General features: G+C 58.4%; 19 protein-coding genes and 1 pseudogene. 8 read left to right on the top strand and 12 right to left on the bottom strand.

Annotated features, from left to right (window positions below):
• The first annotated feature begins 77 nt into the window (after positions 1-77).
• On the top strand, positions 78-377 hold the full coding sequence (locus CVS29_RS08705) for a type II toxin-antitoxin system VapB family antitoxin (protein ID WP_110105911.1): 300 nt from the start codon (positions 78-80) through the stop codon (positions 375-377).
• Positions 370-1194: a LytR C-terminal domain-containing protein gene (locus CVS29_RS08710; RefSeq protein ID WP_110105912.1), complete on the top strand. Its 825-nt coding sequence runs from the start codon at positions 370-372 to the stop codon at positions 1192-1194. Before CVS29_RS08705 ends, CVS29_RS08710 begins: the two co-directional genes overlap by 8 nt.
• A 50-nt stretch (positions 1195-1244) precedes the next feature.
• Here the strand turns inward: CVS29_RS08710 and CVS29_RS08715 are convergent, their stop codons facing one another.
• From CVS29_RS08715 to CVS29_RS08725, 3 genes are read right to left on the bottom strand one after another with little or no spacing between them, the layout of a single operon-like run.
• Positions 1245-1871: a TetR/AcrR family transcriptional regulator gene (locus CVS29_RS08715; protein ID WP_110105913.1), complete on the bottom strand. Its 627-nt coding sequence runs from the start codon at positions 1869-1871 to the stop codon at positions 1245-1247.
• A 60-nt stretch (positions 1872-1931) separates the two neighbouring features.
• Positions 1932-3215, bottom strand: coding sequence for a type II toxin-antitoxin system HipA family toxin (locus CVS29_RS08720; protein ID WP_110105914.1), 1284 nt, complete (start codon positions 3213-3215; stop codon positions 1932-1934).
• Positions 3212-3415, bottom strand: a complete 204-nt coding sequence (locus tag CVS29_RS08725) for a helix-turn-helix domain-containing protein (protein WP_245932130.1) — start codon at positions 3413-3415, stop codon at positions 3212-3214. Before CVS29_RS08725 ends, CVS29_RS08720 begins: the two co-directional genes overlap by 4 nt.
• Positions 3416-3647: 232 nt before the next feature.
• Between CVS29_RS08725 and CVS29_RS08730 the strand changes: the two genes are divergently transcribed.
• Both CVS29_RS08730 and CVS29_RS08735 read left to right on the top strand, forming a co-directional pair.
• Positions 3648-4931, top strand: coding sequence for an MFS transporter (locus tag CVS29_RS08730; RefSeq protein WP_245932131.1), 1284 nt, complete (start codon positions 3648-3650; stop codon positions 4929-4931).
• A 6-nt stretch (positions 4932-4937) separates the two neighbouring features.
• Positions 4938-5930 carry a 2-hydroxyacid dehydrogenase gene (locus CVS29_RS08735; RefSeq protein WP_110105915.1) on the top strand — a complete coding sequence of 331 codons (993 nt, stop codon included), beginning with the start codon at positions 4938-4940 and terminating at the stop codon, positions 5928-5930.
• Between the two features lie 106 nt (positions 5931-6036).
• Here CVS29_RS08735 and CVS29_RS08740 read toward each other — a convergent pair whose 3' ends face one another.
• From CVS29_RS08740 to CVS29_RS08760, 5 genes are all read right to left on the bottom strand, one after another.
• Positions 6037-7476, bottom strand: coding sequence for a DUF5129 domain-containing protein (locus CVS29_RS08740; protein ID WP_110105916.1), 1440 nt, complete (start codon positions 7474-7476; stop codon positions 6037-6039).
• A gap of 104 nt (positions 7477-7580) precedes the next feature.
• Positions 7581-8744, bottom strand: coding sequence for a Wadjet anti-phage system protein JetD domain-containing protein (locus CVS29_RS08745; protein ID WP_110105917.1), 1164 nt, complete (start codon positions 8742-8744; stop codon positions 7581-7583).
• The gene (locus CVS29_RS08750; protein ID WP_110105918.1) at positions 8734-12114 is read right to left on the bottom strand and encodes an ATP-binding protein; all 3381 of its coding nucleotides are present in this window, start codon (positions 12112-12114) and stop codon (positions 8734-8736) included. Before CVS29_RS08750 ends, CVS29_RS08745 begins: the two co-directional genes overlap by 11 nt.
• The gene (locus tag CVS29_RS08755; RefSeq protein ID WP_110105919.1) at positions 12111-12770 is read right to left on the bottom strand and encodes a DUF4194 domain-containing protein; all 660 of its coding nucleotides are present in this window, start codon (positions 12768-12770) and stop codon (positions 12111-12113) included. Before CVS29_RS08755 ends, CVS29_RS08750 begins: the two co-directional genes overlap by 4 nt.
• Positions 12767-14302 (bottom strand): DUF3375 domain-containing protein, encoded by a 1536-nt coding sequence (locus tag CVS29_RS08760; RefSeq protein ID WP_146213026.1) that lies wholly within the window; start codon positions 14300-14302, stop codon positions 12767-12769. The genes CVS29_RS08755 and CVS29_RS08760 overlap by 4 nt, the downstream gene beginning before the upstream one ends.
• Before the next feature lie 126 nt (positions 14303-14428).
• On the opposite strand from CVS29_RS08760, the gene CVS29_RS08765 reads away from it, so the two are divergent.
• The gene (locus CVS29_RS08765; protein WP_146213027.1) at positions 14429-14821 is read left to right on the top strand and encodes a hypothetical protein; all 393 of its coding nucleotides are present in this window, start codon (positions 14429-14431) and stop codon (positions 14819-14821) included.
• Positions 14812-14991 carry a hypothetical protein gene (locus tag CVS29_RS08770; RefSeq protein ID WP_110105922.1) on the top strand — a complete coding sequence of 60 codons (180 nt, stop codon included), beginning with the start codon at positions 14812-14814 and terminating at the stop codon, positions 14989-14991. Before CVS29_RS08765 ends, CVS29_RS08770 begins: the two co-directional genes overlap by 10 nt.
• A 575-nt stretch (positions 14992-15566) precedes the next feature.
• On the opposite strand, the gene CVS29_RS08780 is transcribed toward CVS29_RS08770, so the two are convergent.
• Both CVS29_RS08780 and CVS29_RS08785 read right to left on the bottom strand, forming a co-directional pair.
• A complete protein-coding gene (locus tag CVS29_RS08780; RefSeq protein WP_170120939.1) occupies positions 15567-16535 on the bottom strand; it encodes an ATP-dependent nuclease in 969 nt (322 codons plus the stop codon).
• Positions 16536-16551: 16 nt separating this feature from the next.
• Positions 16552-17133: a hypothetical protein gene (locus tag CVS29_RS08785; protein WP_110105925.1), complete on the bottom strand. Its 582-nt coding sequence runs from the start codon at positions 17131-17133 to the stop codon at positions 16552-16554.
• A 39-nt stretch (positions 17134-17172) separates the two neighbouring features.
• On the opposite strand from CVS29_RS08785, the pseudogene CVS29_RS08790 reads away from it, so the two are divergent.
• Both CVS29_RS08790 and CVS29_RS08795 read left to right on the top strand, forming a co-directional pair.
• A pseudogene (locus CVS29_RS08790) lies at positions 17173-18379 on the top strand (IS3 family transposase).
• Positions 18358-19014: an ISAs1 family transposase gene (locus CVS29_RS08795; protein ID WP_110105926.1), complete on the top strand. Its 657-nt coding sequence runs from the start codon at positions 18358-18360 to the stop codon at positions 19012-19014. The pseudogene CVS29_RS08790 and the gene CVS29_RS08795 overlap by 22 nt, the downstream one beginning before the upstream one ends.
• A 593-nt stretch (positions 19015-19607) precedes the next feature.
• On the opposite strand, the gene CVS29_RS08800 is transcribed toward CVS29_RS08795, so the two are convergent.
• Both CVS29_RS08800 and CVS29_RS18645 read right to left on the bottom strand, forming a co-directional pair.
• On the bottom strand, positions 19608-19904 hold the full coding sequence (locus tag CVS29_RS08800; RefSeq protein ID WP_146213028.1) for a hypothetical protein: 297 nt from the start codon (positions 19902-19904) through the stop codon (positions 19608-19610).
• A gap of 4 nt (positions 19905-19908) precedes the next feature.
• On the bottom strand, positions 19909-20138 hold a 230-nt coding region (locus tag CVS29_RS18645), incomplete at its 5' end, for a hypothetical protein (RefSeq protein ID WP_211315108.1).

Genomic DNA, 20138 nt, shown 5'->3' on the forward strand with positions numbered 1-20138 from the left:
TAACCATTGTGCAACACACCGGGACGCGGGTGAGTCACACAGTTCCTTTCACCCCCTCTTGTCCTTAGTCTGAAGGGGTGATCTTCAAAGCAGTTGGCGATAAACGCCCGTACCCGGAGCATGGCTTCGTCACGCCCAAGGACTGGGCCGGCGTGGCGCCGCGCCAAGTCCGTCTGGCCGATCTGGTCACCACCAAAGCTCAGCTGGACTTAGAAGCCCTCCTGGCTGAGGACTCCACCTTCTTCGGTGACTTGTTCCCGCACGTGGTCCTGTGGCGGGGCACCTTGTATTTGGAGGATGGTCTGCACCGTGCTGTGAGGACGGCCCTGCACCAGCGCACCATTTTGCACGCCCGCGTTCTGGAGATAGATGACTAGGCCGCCTGCGGGGCAGTCCACGGACGGTCCCGCGCCGGAGAGCCCCGCAGCGGAGAGTGAGGTGCTGCTCACTGCGCGCCAGCATCGCAGGGCGCAGAGGGAAGCGCGCCGCCAGGCCAAAGACGAAGCGTACGAACTTCGCATGCAGCGCAAGAGGAAGAAAGACGGCACCACCTGGCGCGGGCACCACATTGTGGACACGGATGGTTTAGCCCAGGCGTTCCCCGAGCCTGAATCGCCTGAAATATTATCCAGCACCGTGCGCCGGCGCATTACCCACGCCACCGTGTTGTTGTTGCTCCTGGCGTTGGTGGTGGCCGGGTTGGTGCTGGTGGGGATGGTCCAGCGCGGAGAGCTGGAACTGAAATTGGGGGCCGGGCGGCCTAGCCCCACCCAGTGGGCCTGCCCCACAGAGACCCTTGACTATCCGGCCAACAAGGCCGTAAGCGTGAACATTTTCAACGGCAGCACTGTTGAAGGCTTGGCGGGGAAGGTGGGTGCCGAACTGAAGAAACGCGGTTACCAAGTCAAGGAAGTTGATAATAAGGGAGTGGCTCTTCAGGCCCCCACGGTGATCACCTCCGGACCTGCCGGCCGTGCTGCGGCGTTTAATTTGCAGCGCAACTTCCCTGACAGTGAATACGTTGAAGACAACCGCGAAGATGCCACAGTGGATGTTGTGGTGACGGGCCTCTTTGCTGATCTGGTGGCTGCCAAACAAGTGGATCAGAGCGCGGGGGTGCTCTCCTGCCCGCGCCTGAGCCCGGCACCCAGCGAAGGTACACCCAGCGAAGGCGCCACTGTACCTGCCGGATAGCTCGGCCTGCCAGATAACTGTGCCTGCCAAAGAGAAGCCTGCCAGAGAGCCTAGCCCTGCTGGACGGGGCGTCCCTTGGCGTCGAAGCTTGCGCCAACTCCGGCTTGAATGAACCTGACGGCCCCCGCAATGTGCTCTTCATCCGGGGTGTCCATGTTGCGCCTTGAGGCACTTGCCGTCAACGAGCCGTGGATGAGCTGAACCAGGCCGTCAACGTCTGCAGCGGGTAGGTAACGCTGAGCCATCCCGGCGCGCAGAATATCCGTCAAGATAGTGTTGAGTTCGCCAACGTGAATACCTAACTTGGCGAACGATTCGCTTGAGAGAACAGAGCGCATGGCCGGTCCGGGAGGCAGGTGGCGCCGGGTGAGGTCCTCCATTTGGGCCCGCACATAAACAGCCAGGCGGTCCACTGGATTTTCTTGGCCCTCCAGTTTGCTCTTGAGCTCAACAACAAACTTGCCGGTCTCATCCAGGGCGTAGGCCACCAGAAGTTGTTCCAGATCGGCGAAGTAGTTGTAGACGGCGGTTCTTCCCACACCAGCAGTCCGGGCAACATCGGTCATGGTCAGGCCGGGAAGGCCGTGGGTGAACAGAAGCTCGCCAAAGGCGTTGAGGATTTTGCGCTGCGTCTGCTCGCGCTGCGCCGCGTTCGTGGGCGCGACAATTCTTGGCATAGAGTCAGTTTAGCGGCAATTCGTCAGTAAAAGTATTTTGCGCCCGCAACGCCTCCTGAACTATTTCTGGATTGCTGCCCGCCGGATTCCCAAGACACGTACCACTGCGGCACTGACGTCCCGCTCAAACGGCAGTTCCGCAGTGGTGAGCAAGGATGCGGCCTGCGCCTTGTCAATGCACTTGGCTACGAGCCGTTCCGGGATGTTCAAAGACCTCCCGAAGCGCAGCCAATCGTTGCGGTCCAGCCCTGTCCGGCTGCCGGCGCTGCCGCCCACTGGCAGGGCCATGCCGGGATCGCGGGATGGGTCCCCGTCGGTGAGCTCTGTCAGGATGCCGCCCGGCACGCCTGCTGCGAAGCCTTGCTCAATTTCGCCAGCCAGGGTGCACTGAAGATCATATGCGGGGGCTACCATCCACTCACCACTCTGTTGCTGGACCACTGAAATATTTTTGGCATGGAGGTTTCCATTACCTGTGAGCCAGGCAAAGAGGAATTGCAGGAAAATATTTCGGGCAGCTAAAGCCTGGGAAGAACACATGCTGATGGCAGCGGCAGCTACCGCCTCACTGGGTACCGAGTATTTGCGGCCCGGCCCCAACCCCATCAGTTGTGCGCAGTCCTCCACCGCCAGGGGCCCGGTGGGGGACCGGTCAAAACGTGAGACTAGCAGCGCTGCCGCACCAACGCCGTCGTGCACCAGGCGGGCCTGCGCTATGGGGATGGACAGGGCCCGGGCCTTGGTCAGCAGGAGGTGCTCGGTTTCAACTTGGTGCTGGTGGCTGCCATCGTTGAACTTCAAGAGATAGGCGCGGGACGGGTCCTTGTCATGGCGGTAGGACGCCGTGACCTTGTCCTGCAGGCCAGCCAGCACCGACACATCAACAGGCCCCGGGATGGCGGCAAAATCGGCAAAGTTGATGTCATCCATGGTTTTGGTGACTGTCAGCAGCGCGGGGATGGTCTCTGGCTGCTGGCCTGCGGGCACAATCTGGACATCTCCCACGGGATTTTCCCCCGCGGCTATCAGCAGCGAGAATTCGTCATCAAGGGTGGTTTTGACGGCCCAACGCAGCTTGGCCAGGCGCTCACCTTCCGGTAGTAGCCCGGAAAAGAAGGCGGGTACGCTGCCGTGGCTCAGCGTGACGGGGACGTCCAAGGCCGGCAAGGTGGAGGCGATCCCGGGCCCGCCGCTCTTGAGATACTCCGGCAGATAGGCGAACACAACTCCCAAGCCGGCTTGCCGGGTCAAGGTTGCCGCGGCCATGCCTCGCTTATAAATGGTGGCTTGGGTGACCGATTTGGCATAGTCCAGACTCTTCATCGGATCACGGCTGTTCTTCATCGGGTCACCGCCAAGGAAAGGCTCATGCCCAAGGCGGCGGCCACGGCGGTCAGGATGTCCAGCCGGACTGTTTCGCGGCCGTTTTCCAGATCGCTGAGTACGCGGGTGGAGATATCGGCGAGGTCCGCCGTTTCATTTTGCGTCAGGTTCAGTAACCGGCGCCTGGCACGCAAGGCCGCACCCAGTTCTGCAACATCCATGGTGGTTTCGCCTTTCCCCGCAGCTGGCACGGAGCTCCCGGGGCCGCTGAACGGCCTGTGGCTCCATCCTAGTAGCATGACGCCATTATTCTGCATGATCTTGCAGAATAAGAGAGACTACGGGGTTGTGTGACTATCCGGGTCGCTGTTGGCCAGTGGCGTTAGAGGGCGGATCCAGACCATTTTTCTGGCCTCTTCTCACCTTGCAGCCGGCATTGACTAAGGTTGAGCAGTGACCGATTTCCTGCTGAAGAGACCCTGGACCGGCCGTATTGGCGCACTACTAGGCATCTTGGTCATGGCGTTGAGCTTGCGCCCTGCTGTCTCCGTGGTGCCGCCCCTCTTGGGCGAGCTGACCGGTGAACTGGGCTTTGACCCCGCATCAACGGGCCTGTTGGCTATGTTGCCGCCGCTGATGTTCGCTATCTTTGGCCTGCTGACCCCTGTCCTGATCCGTAAGTTCGGCCTCGAGAAGGCTCTTGTAGCCGCCGTGTTTTTGGCTGTGGCGGGGCAGTTGGTCCGGGCGGCCACAGACTCTGTGTGGCCGTTCCTAGGCTTCACCGCAGTGATCATGGCGGGCTACGGCATTGGCAACGTGGTGCTGCCGCCGCTGGTGAAGAAGTATTTCCCTGACCGTGTGGGACTGGTGACGGCCGGGTACGTGACGCTGCTATCGGTGGGCACTGCTATTAGCCCGCAGCTGGCCGTTCCGGTGGCGCAACTTACCGATTGGCGGGCCTCCATTGGCATGTGGGCCGCGGTGAGCCTGGCCGTTTTGCTGCCCTGGATCATTCAGTTCACTCGGGACCGCAAACCCCGCGCCGGAATCTCATCCACGAACTCCGCTCACCTCAGTGCCTCCTCCTCGCAGGAGCCCACGCCCCGGCTGCGGCCTTGGCGCTCGCCGGTGTCATGGGGGCTGGCCATTTTTCTGGCGGGCAACTCCGCCCAGACCTACGTCTATTTCACCTGGTTGCCGCCTTACCTCTCAGGCCAGGGGCTTGATGCGGGCGCAGCAGGTTCGGCGCTGGCCTACTTTGCCATCCTCGGATTGCCGGTGAGCCTGTTGGTGCCGCTGGTGGTGCCGCGCATGAAAAACCCGATCATTGCTGTCTGCGTTTTTGCACTGTGTTGGGGCGCCGGCCATGTGGGCCTGTACTTATCTCCCCTGGACGGGACATGGCTGTGGGTGACATTTGCCGGATTGGGCCAGGGCACCTTCGCCATGGCACTGCTCATGGTGAATCTGCGCTCGCGGACCACGCACGGATCCTCAGTGCTGTCCGGGTTTAGTCAGGGTCTTGGCTATGCGGGGGCGGGAATTGTCCCGCTGTTCTTCGGTACCCTCCACGATGCCACAGGATCCTGGAGCGCCTCATTCGCCACGTTGGGAGTTTGCATGGCGGTCATGATGACGGGAGCATTCATGATCAACTCAAAGCGGTACATTGAAGATTCCGCCACGGAACCCCTTCCCCCAGCCCCCGCGGAACGTGCAGTAGATCTCAAGGAGTAACCCAGTATGAGCCCTCGATTCTTAGTGACTGCCAGCATCCCGGAGCCCGGTATGGCGCTGCTGTACGACGCCGGTGATGTCACCTTGTTGCCGGAGGTTCCGGACGCTGACGCACTGCGAGCCCTCTGTGCCAGCGGTGATTATGACGTGCTGGTGGCACGCCTGTCAGACACCATCGATGCGTCATTACTGGGCAGTGCCAAGCTCCGCGGTGTCTCCAACTACGCCGTGGGATTCAACAACATTGACGTCCCTGCTGCCACCGCCCGCGGGATTGTGGTGGGCAACACCCCCGGAGTCCTCACCGATGCCACCGCGGACATTGCCATGCTGCTCATTTTGGGCACGGCCCGGCGCGTCATAGAAGCTGACTCGTTGGTCCGCTCCGGCGGGTTCAGCGGGTGGAACCCACAATTGCTGATGGGCTCCGACGTGTCCGGGCAGGTGCTGGGCCTGGCAGGTTTTGGAAGGATTGCACGGGCCACGGCCCGCCGGGCTGCGGCTTTTGGTATGGATGTGGTGTTCTCGCCCCGGCCGCCGGCCGAACGCATTGTTTCAGAGGAAGAGCTGGGGGACCTGGCCGGTAAGGTCCGGCAGCTGCCGTGGGAGCAGGTGGTGGCGCAGGCCGATTTTCTCTCCATCCATGTGCCGCTGAATGAGGACACCCTGCACCTGGTGGACGCCTCCGTTCTGGCTGCCATGAAGCCCGGCGCATTCTTGATCAACACGGCACGCGGACCTGTGGTGGATGAGGCGGCGCTCGTTACGGCGTTGCGTGAGGGTGTCATTGCCGGGGCCGGACTGGATGTGTATGAGAATGAGCCCGAGCTGGCAGCGGGGTTGGCGGAGCTTCCCAACACGGTATTGCTGCCTCATATTGGCAGCGCCACGGTGCCTGTCAGAAACAAGATGGCCGTGCTGGCAGCAGCCAATGCTATTGCCATGGCCAAGGGAGAGCTGCCCCCGCACCCGGTCAACCCGGAAGCCTTCTCAAACTGACGCTATCCCACCTTTGGCGTGTTTTCCCGGGTCGCTATCCCACCTCCTGCTCAACCTAGGGCGCACTCCGGTGAGAGATGGGTCCAAGGTGAGTTCCGGCGTCGGACTAGAAGCGTGAAGAGCTGCCAGAACCGGAGAAGCTGCCCCCGCTGGAACCGTAGCCGGTACTGCCACCAGCACTGGCGTTGCTGCGTGTTGTATCAACTTGCTGCCGGGCGCTGACATAGCCGCTGTTGAAGGAAACTACCGAGTAAAAGCTGTTCCACCCGTAGACCGAACCAAGAATGGTGGGCTGCCTGCGGTGGAAATCCTCTTTCCGGTCCGCGTCCATGGAACTGCGCATTGCCGTTTTTTCAGAAGACGTTTTTGCGTACTTGTCAATGGCGGCGTCTGCATGCTGTTGCAGCAGGGCCGTCAGCCCCTCACGGATGTGCGCCAATTGATCCAGAGCGGCTTCTGGAGTGATGCGCCCTTCTTGGAATGACGCGCCTAGTTGCTCAAGTTCGGCCAGCTTCTGGGGACCGAAGGAATTCAGTACAAGGGTGCTGGGTAGCCCTTGGGCCTCGAGTTGGGAAACCAAGGTTGGTAGTTGATGTAAGTCATCGCGCAGCGGCCGTATCTGACGGTCCCATGCACCCTCCCACCCGGAGAAACGGTTCAGAAGCGTGTTGGTGTCGCCAATGACATCATCCAAGGCGTCCAGTTCTTGGGCCAGATCCGCATACTGGCAAACGATCATGACATTGGCTTTTTTGGATAATTCCTTCTGAGAGTAGGCGTGCGATTGCTGATTAAGTACGCTGGCCTCGTTATACCGGGCGCTGAAGTTCCGGTATTTTTCCAGCACTAAGGCACCATAGGAGGACGCCTCCGGTATGGTTTTGGCATTCAACTCAGTGGTTTCCAAAGCAAGGCTCACACTGGCAAAGCCGGCGTCGCCACGCTTTAAGTGTTCAGCCGCTTTCTTCCGGTTTTTACTGCGCATGGCGGCACGGATACCGAAGCCAAGAGTAGTGAAAAGAGCAGCAATGCCGGTGCTGATGAAGAACCACGTTGATTGGTACCACGGCTGATTGATCAGCTTCGCAGCCTTCTTCACTCCGGTAATGGTGCCGTCAGTCCACTGGGCGTCACGGAACAAATCCCTCGCTGAATCTTGAATGGCGGCCCGCTTGGACAAGGACACCTTGCGATCCTCTCCCATGTAGGTCCCAACCTGGCGCCCCACGGGATCGAAGGCGAAGATGAACAGGCCGTCGGCAAATTTTTGCCCGTCCGCGCTGAGCCAGTCAGGATGCAATGCTCGGGCGTAGCGCAACACTTCCTCATTGAAGTTGTCGGATTTTTTGCCGTTGCGGGTAAAGATCACCACCTTCGTGGGAGCACGGAAGTTGATGTTCTCGAGCGCAGTTACCAATTGCGGTTCGAAGAGCACGCCGGCGGTGTCCTCAATAACAACGCTGGCCGGTGCCTCTGCTACAGCGGCCGGAGCAACCCCCACCATGGTCATGAGCGCCAGCAGTAGAATCCCCAAAGTCTTCTTCATGGTCACAGCCCACCATTATGGCCGGGCCAATAGCAAGTTAGGCCGGTCACCGCAGTGCAGAAGTTGCAAGAGTCCGTCAGCAAAGAAGTACTGCGACGATTGGTTCAGAGCAGGTGCCCCAACACCCAATCCCAGCGCAGCAGTTCCTGCTCCAGGCGCAGCGTGGGCGCGAAGGTGCCGTCCATCAAGGCGTAATGGAGAGCGTTTTCAGCAGGGTTCAGGTGCGTTAGCTGTGCTGAGGTGGCGGTGCCCTCGTGGCCCCAAAAGTCGCGGTGGGCCAAGAGTGTTTCCTGATCCATGAGAATGCTGCGCACGTGCGGATGGTGGGAGCGCAGCTGGTCCAGGATGCGGAAGCCGTGAGTGTCAATGTCTCCCCAATAGAGCACCTCAACGTCTGCGAGCCAGGCAGCGTCACGGATTCCTTCGAAGCCGTAGCCGCCGCCAAACACCGCCAAGGTGCGGGGCATCTGTGGCAGTGCCAGGAAGTTGACCAGGTTTTCCGTGGTGATGATCGTGTCCACATCCACCGGGTGCCCGGCAAAGGCGGCTGCCGTCACCTCAATATCCTCCATGCCCTGAGCCACAACCTGGGTTGGGTCCAGAAAGCGCAGCCTGACACGGTCTGGGGCTGCCAGAAAACCGTGCCGGCGGGCGTAATTCTTGCCGCTGAGCAGCCGTTCCGGTACCAACACCGCCAGCATCGAATCGATGAGCCGGCGGTGGTTTTCCACAAACTTTGTATGGACTCCGGGCAGGGAAAGCTGCCGCAGGTAGAGCCCTGGAGCCGGATTGGCCTCCATCCACAACGCAACTCTGGCCGCAGTCAGGGCATCCACCCCGAATTTGAGCAGCTCCAGCGGCCGTTGCAGTGACCACGCCTCCAACCGGATGTCCAGTAGGGTCAGGTGCCTACTTAGCTCTGTGAACTTTGCGGCTTCGCGCCCAAACCCCAGGAAGGTGATTTCCTCCGCGGCGGATGCGAACACGGCGGCGCACGGCAGGGTATTGGCACCAATGGTGGTTGCCCCAACGCTGATGTACTCCAGCGCCGCGCCGCGTGGCGCCGGGTCCCACGTTTGCGCCCAGGCCGCGGCGCGCGCGTAATCTGTGCGTAGTTGGGTGGCGCTGGGGTATTTCAACGTTCGACGCCGGGGATGGGTTCCCGAGGGTGTGTGAAACTCCCGCAGCAACTCACCGCTGGTCCAGGCACGCAGTACCGCGGTGCGCAGATCGGCCGGACTGCTCCATCCGGAAGTGTTAGCGGCCACGCTTCTCCCGTTCGGCCCGGTACTGGTGAATGGTCATATTGCGCAGCTGGGAATCCGCACCTGTTTCGTTGGCCACAAACCCCACGTTGGCCACAAAAGGTTCAATGACGTGGATCTTTTGTAAGGGCGTGACAATGAGCAATTGAAGTTTCAGACGTTTGAACAGCTCCAGCCCGTACTTGGCCGATTCGTCCGAGCCGCGCCCAAAGGCTTCGTCAATGACTACAAAGCGGAAGCTGCGCTGATTGCCCGGTCCTGCGGCAATCCCAAATTGGAACGCCAGGGCAGCAGCAAGGATGGTGTACGCCAGTTTTTCCTTTTGTCCGCCGGATTTGCCGCCGGAATCAGTGAAGTGCTCGTGTTCCTCACCGGTTTCAGTCCATTTCTCGGAGGCGGAGAACGTGAACCAGTTACGCACATCGGTGACCTTCGCCGTCCACCGCTCATCCAGGTTGGTGCGTCCCTCACGGCCCCGGAAGCGCTCCACCAAGGCTTCGACCTGCAGGAATTTTTTTTCGGAGTATTGTTCCTGCGCACCGATGGAACCCTCGGAACAAGCCCGAAGGTCAGTGCCGAACTCCCGCACTTCAGGATCGCTGCTTGCCTGCGGTTCCAACTGGATGTGCCGGCCGGGGTTGTATTCAATCCGTGCCAAGGACTCGTTGATTTCGCCAATACGGGAGACAATGTCCTGTTTGCGGGCGTCCAGGAAAGCATTGAACGCCACGATCTCATGGATGGTGTTTTGCGTCAGCGATTCCTTGAAACGTTCGGCAAAGCGCGGGAGATCGTTCTCCGCCAGCTGTGTCAGGATCTTGTTGAACTCTCCCGCAGCCTCCAGCGATGCATCAAGATCGGTAGTCTCGGCAGGGTACTTGTTGCGGAAATCGGTCATGAACCTGATGGTGATTCCCTCTGCGGTGCTCATACGCCGGCTCAGGCCATCGATGCTCCGGGTGAGGGTTTCCCGGACCTTGCTCTCAATCTTGGCCGTGTTCTTGTACGTCAGCACACCCGATTCAAGCGCCACCGCGGTGAGTTTGCCCAGCTCAGCCAGCAGCCCGGCGTCGGACGTCAAAGCACTTTCCGCCAGGGACTCCCGGCAGTCTGCAATCTGCTCGGAGAGGGTGCGAATGTCCGCCTTGCCGGAGCCGATCCGCTCCATCAAGGTGCGTAGCCGCTCATTGGTCTTCTCCACGCGAGCCGCGGTTTCGCTTTCCCTGCGGGTCAGCTCCCGCAGGATGTCGCTGGAGGATTCAAGCGCCGCCTTCTCCTGCGTCAGCCCGGCCATGGCACGCACGGTTGCCTGCCAGTTGAGGTCCGCAAAATTTCCGACGGCGGAAATGGTGCCGATGAGCCGTTGCTGGCGGCCCAGATTGCCCAGCTGGCTGTCAATGCGGGCAAGACCGTCACTGGCCGTGCGGAGTTGCCCTTCTGCCTGTTCAAGGGAGGTGCGCAGACGGGCAATTTTATCGTGGTTGTCCCAGCCAAGCACATAGGATGAGCGGTCGCTCAGGGCCTTGCGGTCATCCTTCTCATGGCGGCCAGCACCACTCTTGAGCTGGCCGTTGATGGTCAGGGCTTTGGGATAACGCCGGAACTCGGCCATACTCTCGCAGCACTGGTGATCAAAACGGCGGCCCAGCTCGTCCAATAAAAATTCGCGCAGCGGTGTGCCGGCCTTGATGCTGATCTTCCCAGCCAGGGTGTCCGGGGCTGGCGGGCGAGGGGTGGGGGTGTCGCCAACCTTGAGATAAACCAGCCGAGCGCGCAGGTTGTTCGAGTCAACCCAGTCACTTACGGCGGAGTAGTGCCCGCCGGCGACCAGCAAGGACAGGGCAAAACCATGCAGGGTGCGCTCGGCGGCGCCTTCCCATGCGGCCTCAGATTCGCGCACCTTCAGCAGCTCTCCAGCAAAGGGCAGCTCGGATTCTGCGATGCCAGTGCCATCGCAGAGTTTCTTGCGCAAAGCGATCAACCAACTGGGAAGCAGGCTTTGCCTGTTCAACAGACTCTTGAGTTCCTCCTTGTGGTCCCTGGCCTGCTCCACAGCGTCGGAGCGCTGGCGGTCAAGGGCGGTGCGCTGTCCCTGCAGTTCGGTGTTGGCCTCAAAAAGGTGCTTCTCTACCCCGGGCAGGGCAGCGGCGTTGGCGTCAAAGACCACTTGATCTTCTGGTTCAAAAAGTCCCAGGACGGTTGCGGCCTCGGAGTACGTGGCAAAGCGCTCACGCTGGGAGCCGGATTCAATGGCCATGCGCGCCAGCTCGGCCTCGATGCTCGCGATCCGCCCACCGCCGCTGGTGCGTATGTCATCACGCAGATCTGCCAGCTCCCGGGTGAAGCTGCCCAGCTCGGCCGTCAGCGCAGTTTGCTGCTCGCTCACCTTGGCTGCGGCACGTTCCAATTCCAGTAGATGGGCCTCGCTGAGCTCCAGTTTCCGGGAGGTGAACCAGGCAGAGAGCTGTTCGCGCTGCTGCTGCGCACCGCTGTGCTCCACGGTCAGGGTCTGGTGGCGGGCCGCGTTCTCGCGAACGGGTTCCAGCATGCGGATCTGGTCCTTGGCCCGCAGCACAGCATTGTGGGCCTTCTTCAGATCGTCGAAGTGGTGCAGCAGGTTTTTGATCCGGGTTTCAACATCGTCCTCCTCCAGCATGTTGGTGCGGACAAAGTGGGTGATGTTCTCCACCTGCTTCATGGAGACGGTGCGGTGGAACAAGTCCATGGCTTGGGCGGAGCCAATACCGAAGTGGCGTTTGAAGGCGGCGCCGTATTTTTCAAAGACGTCAAAGACAGCCACGCCATCGTTGCGCAGGCGGCGCTTTAATTTGCTCAGGTCGGTGCCGAAATCGGAGAAATCGACTTTGATGGACTGCTCGCCCTCGGCGATGGAGTAGAAGCGGGTGGGCTGCCCGGCCTCCTGCGTGGCCCACAGCGTGATGGCCAAGGAGATGGTCTTGTTCAAGGTGGCATTGTGAAAGACACCCAACACCACGGTGAATGTGCCGGGTCCGCGCAGTGCCACAGGGCGGGAAGCATCGCCAAGACCGCTGCGGGCGCTCTTGTGGAAGCCGCGCACATAGGACATGAGGCTGCGTTCCTTCTTTTGCGCACCGGCAGCCTTGTTGTATTCAATCCTGTTGGCAGGTAGCAAGAGTGTGGTGATGGCATCGACAACGGTTGACTTGCCGGAGCCAATGTCACCTGTCAGCAAGCTGTTTTCGCCATCGAGCCGGAACGTCCGGACATCCTTGTTGAAGGTGCCCCAGTTCAGCAGTTCCAAGCGGTGCAACCGGAAACCTGGCCGGGTACCGGAGCTATCTGTGGTGAGGTCATCAAGGCTGAAAAGACCCGACTGGGCTTGCATGCTCATGCTGTGGCCGCCTTGGCTTTGCTGGTGGGGGGCGTGTCGCCTGCGAGCGTGGCGCGGTAATCGGAGAGCCTGGCGTCGAACTCTTCGAGCCACTGGGCATCCACATAGGCCTTGAGGATGCGCGCCACCTCATAGCTCTGCTCCTGGCCGCGGAGCTTGCGCAGGAAACCCAGTTCGGTGACTTTCTTGATGTTGCTGGCCAGCTGGTCCAAAATGCGGGCCTCATTGCTGGATTCGGGCAGGAATACGGAAACCATCTCAGAAATTTGTTGCACTGTCATGATGAGCCGGGTCTCACTGTTTTGCGTATCAAACTCGGCCAACCGGGCACGTAGTAGGGCCAGCAGCAGGCTGACCTGGAAGGTCAGTTGGCGGCGGGGGATGAGGCGGGGAAGGTCTGTATCTGCGTCGGGATGTGAACGCAGGAATGCGTAGCCTTCACCGTCGTCAAGGACCAGTTCCAAGCCCAGCACAGCCACATAATCGCGGGCCTGGGCGGACAGTTCCGTGAGCCGTTGCCACAGTTTTTCGTCGCCTTCGCGGTAGAGCACGCCCTTGAACAGCTTGGTGACCACAAGGGGCAGCCCGTCAGGGGTTCGTGCCGCAACGCCCAGGATGTCATCGGGTTGGGCAGAGTCTTCAAGGATGGCTGTCATGATGGCCTCACAAAGATGATTTTTTCAACGGTGGCTTCCCGCAGGCTGCCGTCGGGGAGTGTCCAGGAAAGGGTTTGAACAGAATCGGAGTCGATGGTTGCCGAACTTGACGCGGTGGCGAGCTGAAAATATGTGACGAGCTCGGCCAGCCCCTGACTAAGCGGGAAAGCGTCCGTGACCTCAGCCAAGGTGGCTTGTTCGGCGTCTGCCAGGACCGCATCAATGTTGGCTTCCAGTTTTTGCGGATCCACATGGAACTGTTCGAAGAGCGCTTGGGCGTCCACATCGAGGTCATCGGCAACATCGACAAAATCGTTGATGGGTGTTTGGCGGCTGGGCTCATACAGTGGCCGTTCAAAGGGCAGCGCCACGGGCACGTCATGGCCGGGCAGATCGGCAAACACGCCCGTAGGAGGGATGGCGCGGACGGCTACGGCACCGGATTCAATGTTGCGGATCAACGCCATGATGCGCTTATTTTCCAAAAAAACCTTGTCATCGAGCAGGCGCCGGATCTGGGCCGAGAGCTGGCGCACGGTGGATTGGGTCTGTTCTACGGCAGGAAGCCAGTCCTTCTGCATGGACGTGATGGAGTGCAGCCCCTCCTGCGTGGCAAGGGCATCAATGTGGGTGGCCCGTTCCAGAAGTTCGTGCAGCTCGGAGCGCAGCTGGGGGGACATCAGGTAATCCCAAAAACCTTGGAACGTGCGGCCCTGCAGGGAACCGCTGATGTCCTGCTGGGAGGAGAAAATTGACTCGAGGAGGTCACCCTGACCGCCTTCCCAGAGGGAGATCTGTTCACGTAGTTTGCGGTCAAGTTTGCGAAAGTTCGCCTCCACTTCGCGGAAATCCGAGAGCAGGTCCTTGGCTTGTGTGGTGAGTTGGTGGAAGTGGTCCACGGCTTCGGGGCGGCTCATGACGGCAATGGTGCCGGAGCGGATCAGTTCCATTTGTTCGTCAATGTCATCACGCTGACGTTGCAATTCCGCCAGCCGTGCGTCCGGGTCCGTTTCAGAACCGTGGACCAGGGTTTTGAGGAGGTTGAAGATGCTGGACAGTCGCGATTGAGTGGGGACAAAGTCGCGTCCGCGCAATGCTTCAACCCAGCGAATCACATCTTCGGTGGAGGCGGTGAGATCATAAACAGGCTCATCACGGTTCTCAGCATAGAATTTTCGCAGCCACGCCTTGGCCGGTTCGGCCCAGTCATCAAGGTATTCGCTGGCGGAGCGGGGGAACCGTTCTTCACCTAAGGTGTCCCGCAAACTGAACAGCACATCATCAAGGATTTCCACCAGATCCTGGCGGCCTAGATTACGTTGGTTGGGGCCGGTGAACGCCGCCATGAAGAACGTCAGGGCCAGGGGCGCATTTTGGGCGCGGAGCAGGGACCAGCCGGCGTGGTTCTCACGCAGGGAGTTGATTGAAAAGTAGTCCATGAAGAACTCCAAAAAGGTGGTGATTGCTTCACTGACCATGGTAGGCGCAGGAACTGACAAAGAGGCATTGAGGCACAGGTGTAGGTATGTCACGGAACTGGGCTTTAGCTGCCCAAAGTTTCTAATCCACGTCCGAGGTCACGCTGACGGGCACCTTTGATTGTTCCAATCATCTTTTGGCGAGCGGTTTTACGGTTATCCGGGCCGAGGGCTAGGACAATGCAGAATGATAGGAGTGCCCAATTGGCTCTGGTGCTTGCCATCAGCAAGATCCCGGGAGCGGAGTTCCTGAGCAAGGTTTTTGATGTTCTGATTGCGGGCCTGCCTAGAGCGATGGCTGCGGTGGCTGCATGGAAAATCTCCGGTCTACTGGCGGTGTACTTGATCAGGTGGACCCTCTCACACAAGTTCCCTGCCACAACGGCGAACATTGTCACGGGCGCTTTCGCGGGCGTCATCCCTGGTTTGCTGGTCTTTTACGCGCTGGGACCGGTCACAAGTGCTGCGGGCGATGCCGTCGAGATTGGCATTGAAGCAGCACTGACGTACAGCCCCCTTCTGGTCGGGCTCTGGCTGCCCTGGCCATGGCCGGTGGAGCCGGGGTGGGTCTGACAGGAGCCGAAGCATCCGCCTATCTGCTGGCGATCGTGGCACCCTTCATTTCCACCAACACAGTAGGCATGATTCTGGCAATGGTGACTGCACTACTTCTCGCCTTTGGCCTCACCCTGGTGGCCAACTTGGCGTTCCTGCGGGCCGAGCGAAAAAAGGAAATCGCCTAAACGGGTAGGGAACTGACTCACCTGGCAGTGCCCTAAAAGCTTTTCACGTACGACGGCGAGACCTGGCTTTTGCGGCCAGAGCCCGCTGTGTTTGGGGCAGAGTTGGAGGGGCGTTAGTGCGTTCGGGCAACCCGCGGTTTGGACCGTTCCGCGGTGTCTTATAACTAACGATGAATACACCGATTCAAGCGGCAGGTTATGAGGCATAGTTGCGAGAATCGCCGGCTACGGCCGCTACACGTGATGTGGTGGAAATCGGGGCAAAGCCACTGAACCCACCAGAAACCCAGCGAGACGTCTCATATAGCTAGAGATATAAGACATTAAGGGTGTTGCAGTTAAGTCATGGGTCTGCTGCCGCTCGACCCGCAGCAGCCCATTGCTAATTTGGACGCTGAATTCAGTCGGTATCCTTTCCCGCGCCTGCTGATTGAACGACCAGGCGTTTTGAGAGGAACCGGTGTTGGCCCAAAGGGCCTCACCCCTGTGTGGAAATGGGCACTTGTGGAACAACCACTAGATGGACTGTGTTAATATTCCTCGGGCATATGCCGGATTAGGGTTCGACTAGGCAGTCACGATGACAAGAAAGTGTTGATCTTCATTAGAAGTTGTTCAGCACGATCTAGTGTGGCCGGAGAAATTTTCAACGTGCCCTGCTTCTGCAGTAAGTACTTCGCTGGGGTGTAATGGTTCAAGCGCCCTTTGTTTATTCCGCGCTCCTTCATGACAGCCTCGACACGCTTAGTGATGCGATCCCCTTTCGGCAGGTCGCCAACTTTGATGTCCTGCCCGTTTAGGTGTGACTTGTACGCACCGTTTACGAGCTTTATGTAAAACACCGGATCAAATAGATCCTCGACGTCTGCTTCCTCGCGCCCTACCACTTCGCTGATGAGAATAATTCCCGCGTCAGCGAGTTTTCCCGCAGCCTCTAGCTTCCTGATTGATTCAGCGTCCTCGAACCCTGCGTCTGCCAATACTGCGATGTTGAGTTTGTTTGCACCAAGGAGACTGACAAATGCGGGAAGCTTTGCGATGCCACCGACTGGTGCGATTGACCACCGTTCGTTTAGTCCTTCTCTACCAGCTGCGATCAGGGTCTGCGACAAAATCTCCAGGTACATGAGATCGGAAGGGCCTTCGACGACTAGGGTGTCGGGTGATACGAAGAGTGTCTTGGACAGGTCGACACCCATTGCCGCGTGTAGAGGGAATGAAGTCTCCGCATCCGCGTACATAACTTCTGACGAGACAAGAGTTCCCTTGTCGTCAGCATCAATGACTGTTCGTACTCGATGAAGAACGTGGGGATCGATCATGAACGGGGAGTGCGTAGAGAAGATTACTTGGTGCTTCGGAGCTAGGCGTTCGTCGATGAACCGTAGAAGATCATTCTGCGCCCAGGCATGCGGATTGATGCCTGGTTCATCGAGGAGCAGGATCAAGGGCTGATTGGATTCATGTTCGATGTGAGAAAAGTACGCGAGGAATGAAAAGAACCATACAAAGCCGCGCGATCGTTCATCAAAAGGTACAGTCACACTGTGCTTCTTGTTCTCAACCTCGGATCTGCAGAAGAGGCGCTTTGTTGAGCGGAGGAACTGCACCCGTATCGGGTTTATCCATCAGCCGAATTTTGACGGCCAACTGCTTGTTTTGAGACCAGTACTCGAAAACCTCTTCCGAGATGGCGTTGGAAGCATTTTCGGAGTCCCGAACTAAGTGCTCGTGGCTCTCCGGTTCTAAGAAATCTTCGAGGTCAGCACCCGCGGCGGCTAAAAGTGAAACCACTGCTTGCTCACTGCGTGTGAGTTCTTCATCGTCTCTCTTCTTCACGAGGTCGGGGATAGATACCAGCCCGGGCATCGAATCGTAGTCGTCAAAGTAGACGAACTTCGGTCTTCTCGGTGAAAGGATGTCAATCGCACGTAGTGATGATCGCCCATCGCGCCAAGAGTTCACTTTTGCAATGACTGCCGTTGCGGCCTGAGTGGGAGCCTCGAGCTCATTGAGCTTGGCAAGAAGAGTCGCGGAGTCCCTGGTACCCTTTATTGCCGCTGCATCGCTGGGGGTGAGTTCGACCCCTTCGAGAAGGTGAGAGACAACGGCGGCTTGATCGATCTGGACGGGTCTGATCAAAGTTTAGTTGACATCTGACTTGTGAGTTTTGGCTTGCAAGTGAAAGGATGTTCAACATGCCTAAAGCTTTTCGGCGAAGAGTTCCGCCGTGACGAAAGTCGCGGTGGCCCGTAAGGGCGAATCTACTATTGTCCAGATCGCGAAAGACTTCGGTATTTCCCCTGCCGCTTTGCATCGGTGGTTGAAGATCGCCGATGTCCAAGACGGGGTGGTCCCCGGGGTCACGAAGGAAGAATCCACCGAGCTTCGAGAAGCGAAGAAACGGATCCGTCTCCTTGAGCAGGAAGCGGAGGTGATGCGCCGAGCGGTGGCTTATCTTTCCTAAGGACGTCAACCCAAAATGATGTACCCGCTGGTCCTTGAACTAGCCGCTCCCCAGGCCCCTGTACGGGTTCCTGTCGCGGTGACCTGCCGGGTCTTGGGATTCTCCCGCCAAGCCTTCTACCAATGGTGTGCGAACCCTGTCAGTGACCGGGACTGGGAAGAAGCACACCTAGTCAACGCCGCCTTGGATATCCATGCCGAGGAACCGACGTTCGGGTACAGGATGATCCATGACGAACTCGTCCACGAACAAGGACTCGTGGCCTCTGAGACCCGTGTGGGGCGGTTGTGCAGGGAGAACAGGATCCTTTCTGTCATCCACCGCCGGCGAGGTACAGGGAAGAAAGCTGGCCCTCCCGTTCATGACGATCACGTCCAACGGGTCTTCACCGCCACAGCACCGAACCGGTTGTGGCTGACCGATATCACCGAGCACCACACCGGCGAGGGCAAGCTCTACCTCTGCGCGGTCAAGGACGTTTACTCCAACCGGATTGTCGGCTACTCCATCGATTCCCGAATGAAGGCTGCTCTGGCTGTTGACGCACTGGCTGCGGCGATCAGTCAACGGAACCCGCAAGGAACGTTGATACACAGCGACAGGGGCTCTCAATTCCGATCCAAGAAGTACGTCCGTCTGATCAGCTCAGCTGGCCTGCAGGGCTCCATGGGACGGGTCGGGGCATGTGCAGATAATGCCGCGATGGAAAGTTTCTACTCGCTGCTTCAAAAGAACGTGCTGAACCAAAAACGGTGGGAAACCCGGGCAGAACTACGCTTGGCCATTGTGGTCTGGATCGAGAAAACCTATCACCGCCGACGCCGGCAACGACGACTCGGCAAGCTAACGCCAATAGAGTTTGAGACAATAAACAAGACCACTCAACCGGTCACCGAAATATCAGCCCAAACTGTCAACTAAAACTTGGGCAGACCCTCAAGGACCTTGAGGGTGTCGTGATATCTGCCGATGCGTTGCATACCCAGCGGGAGCATGCCCAGTACCTGCACTCCCGAAAAGCGCACTATGTCCTTACCGTGAAAGCGAACCAGCCCAAACTTCACGACCAGTTGTGCACCTTGCCGTGGAAGCAGGTCAGGGCCGGGCACAAGACCCACGAAACCGCCAATGGCCGCGAGATCGCGCGGACCGTCAAATGTGTCAGCGTTGCTGCCGGGATCAAGTTCCCCCATGCCGCACAGGCCGCACAGATCACCCGCAAGTCCCGGCCGCTCGGAACCCGGAAGTGGTCGACCGAGACGGTCCACATCGTCACCTCGCTGGCGCCGGCAGCAGGGAAACCGGAACTCATCGGGTCCCTGATCCGCGGCCACTGGGGAATTGAAAACGGCCTCCACTGGCGCCGGGACGTGACTTGGCGAGAAGACTCCAGCCAGGTCCGGCGGGGCAACGCTCCCCGTGTCATGGCGTCCCTGAGGAACATCGCCATCACGATATTGAGGCTCGAAGGCGAAACAAACCTTGCCAAAGCCACCCGCGGTGCCCGCAACTATCCTGACCGCGCCCTCAAACTCGCCGGCCTAACTACCAGCTAAACGACTTTGCAGAAGCCCTGGGTATGACACCGCCTTCTATTGACAACTTCCCCCGGTTCGTGGACGATACTATTATTCGACAATAACTGCTCTTTGAGAAAAATATCTGGGGAATATAATTAGTAAAAAACGTCCATTTCTAGCGGCGATTTTGAGCATTATCTTTGTTGGCGCGGGTCTAGCAATTGCTGCACCGGCACAAGCAGTTGACATACGCGTTGATGGCTGCACAGTTCACTCGAACAACCCTCATCCTTCGGTTCATTACAACGGAACTATTGATGGGGTAGGAACAATCAGCTGCCCAACACGTGCATCTAACCTCTACTTGAAAGTAACCCTAGAGAAATACAATGGTGCTTCATGGACAAGGCCTGCATTGGATTATTTAAACTCATTTGGATTTAAGTCGACTGCAGCGTCCTCATGCAGTGCAGGACCGGGAACTTTTCGCACAAGAGTTGACTATGTGGTTAAACGATATTCAACCAGCACCCCAAAAGCCGGTAACCTTTACACTCCTTGGATGGGTGTAGCCTGCGGACCTGCATCGAGAATTGCAGGTTAGGGTTGTCATCTATTTCTTGAGACTATTAGTCTTCTTTGGGCGCTAATCCAAAAAGTTTTGTCATTTGGGGAGTAGAAATGAATTCGAATTTTGAAGTTATTTGAGTTTCAAACCATTTAACAAAAAACTCCATTGGCCTACCGGCAGCTTCATTTTCAGCCCAAGCCAATGCGTCCCTCACATCTTGCACGTCAGTCACCTCATACTCATCAACAGCCCATGAGTAATTTTCTATCACCGGAGGAGTCCAAATACGCACTCTATAGGTGGCGGGATCAGGATATTCAAATACGTCATCTTCGCGCATCCATTGTATATTCATGGCACTACTCTAGGTCAGAATATCGATAAAATTTCTTGATCATAGAATTTTTCCTCAAGTTTAGCCGCTTCCAATCTTTCGTTGACCTTTGGGTCATCATCCAGTGAAGCGGCACACAGCAACCCGTCACCGTGCCCTCACCAGGACGCAGAAATGCCGGCTCTCCGCGTTTCGTGGTGAAATCCACTATTGCAATGGATGATTCACCGCTGTTCGGGCGGCGCTCCTGAGCAT

Origin of the sequence: Arthrobacter psychrochitiniphilus (genome assembly GCF_003185915.1) — a bacterium.
GTDB lineage: Bacteria > Actinomycetota > Actinomycetes > Actinomycetales > Micrococcaceae > Specibacter > Specibacter psychrochitiniphilus.

Bases quoted from the DNA above. Each gene is read 5' to 3' on its own strand.
- CVS29_RS08725 (WP_245932130.1), bottom strand. From the start codon at position 3,415: ATGGATGTTGCAGAACTGGGTGCGGCCTTGCGTGCCAGGCGCCGGTTA.
- CVS29_RS08720 (WP_110105914.1), bottom strand. From the start codon at position 3,215: ATGAAGAACAGCCGTGATCCGATGAAGAGTCTGGACTATGCCAAATCG.
- CVS29_RS08740 (WP_110105916.1), bottom strand. From the start codon at position 7,476: ATGAAGAAGACTTTGGGGATTCTACTGCTGGCGCTCATGACCATGGTG.
- CVS29_RS08735 (WP_110105915.1), top strand. From the start codon at position 4,938: ATGAGCCCTCGATTCTTAGTGACTGCCAGCATCCCGGAGCCCGGTATG.
- CVS29_RS08715 (WP_110105913.1), bottom strand. From the start codon at position 1,871: ATGCCAAGAATTGTCGCGCCCACGAACGCGGCGCAGCGCGAGCAGACG.
- CVS29_RS08800 (WP_146213028.1), bottom strand. From the start codon at position 19,904: ATGAATATACAATGGATGCGCGAAGATGACGTATTTGAATATCCTGAT.
- CVS29_RS08750 (WP_110105918.1), bottom strand. From the start codon at position 12,114: ATGAGCATGCAAGCCCAGTCGGGTCTTTTCAGCCTTGATGACCTCACC.
- CVS29_RS08765 (WP_146213027.1), top strand. From the start codon at position 14,429: ATGCAGAATGATAGGAGTGCCCAATTGGCTCTGGTGCTTGCCATCAGC.
- CVS29_RS08710 (WP_110105912.1), top strand. From the start codon at position 370: ATGACTAGGCCGCCTGCGGGGCAGTCCACGGACGGTCCCGCGCCGGAG.
- CVS29_RS08755 (WP_110105919.1), bottom strand. From the start codon at position 12,770: ATGACAGCCATCCTTGAAGACTCTGCCCAACCCGATGACATCCTGGGC.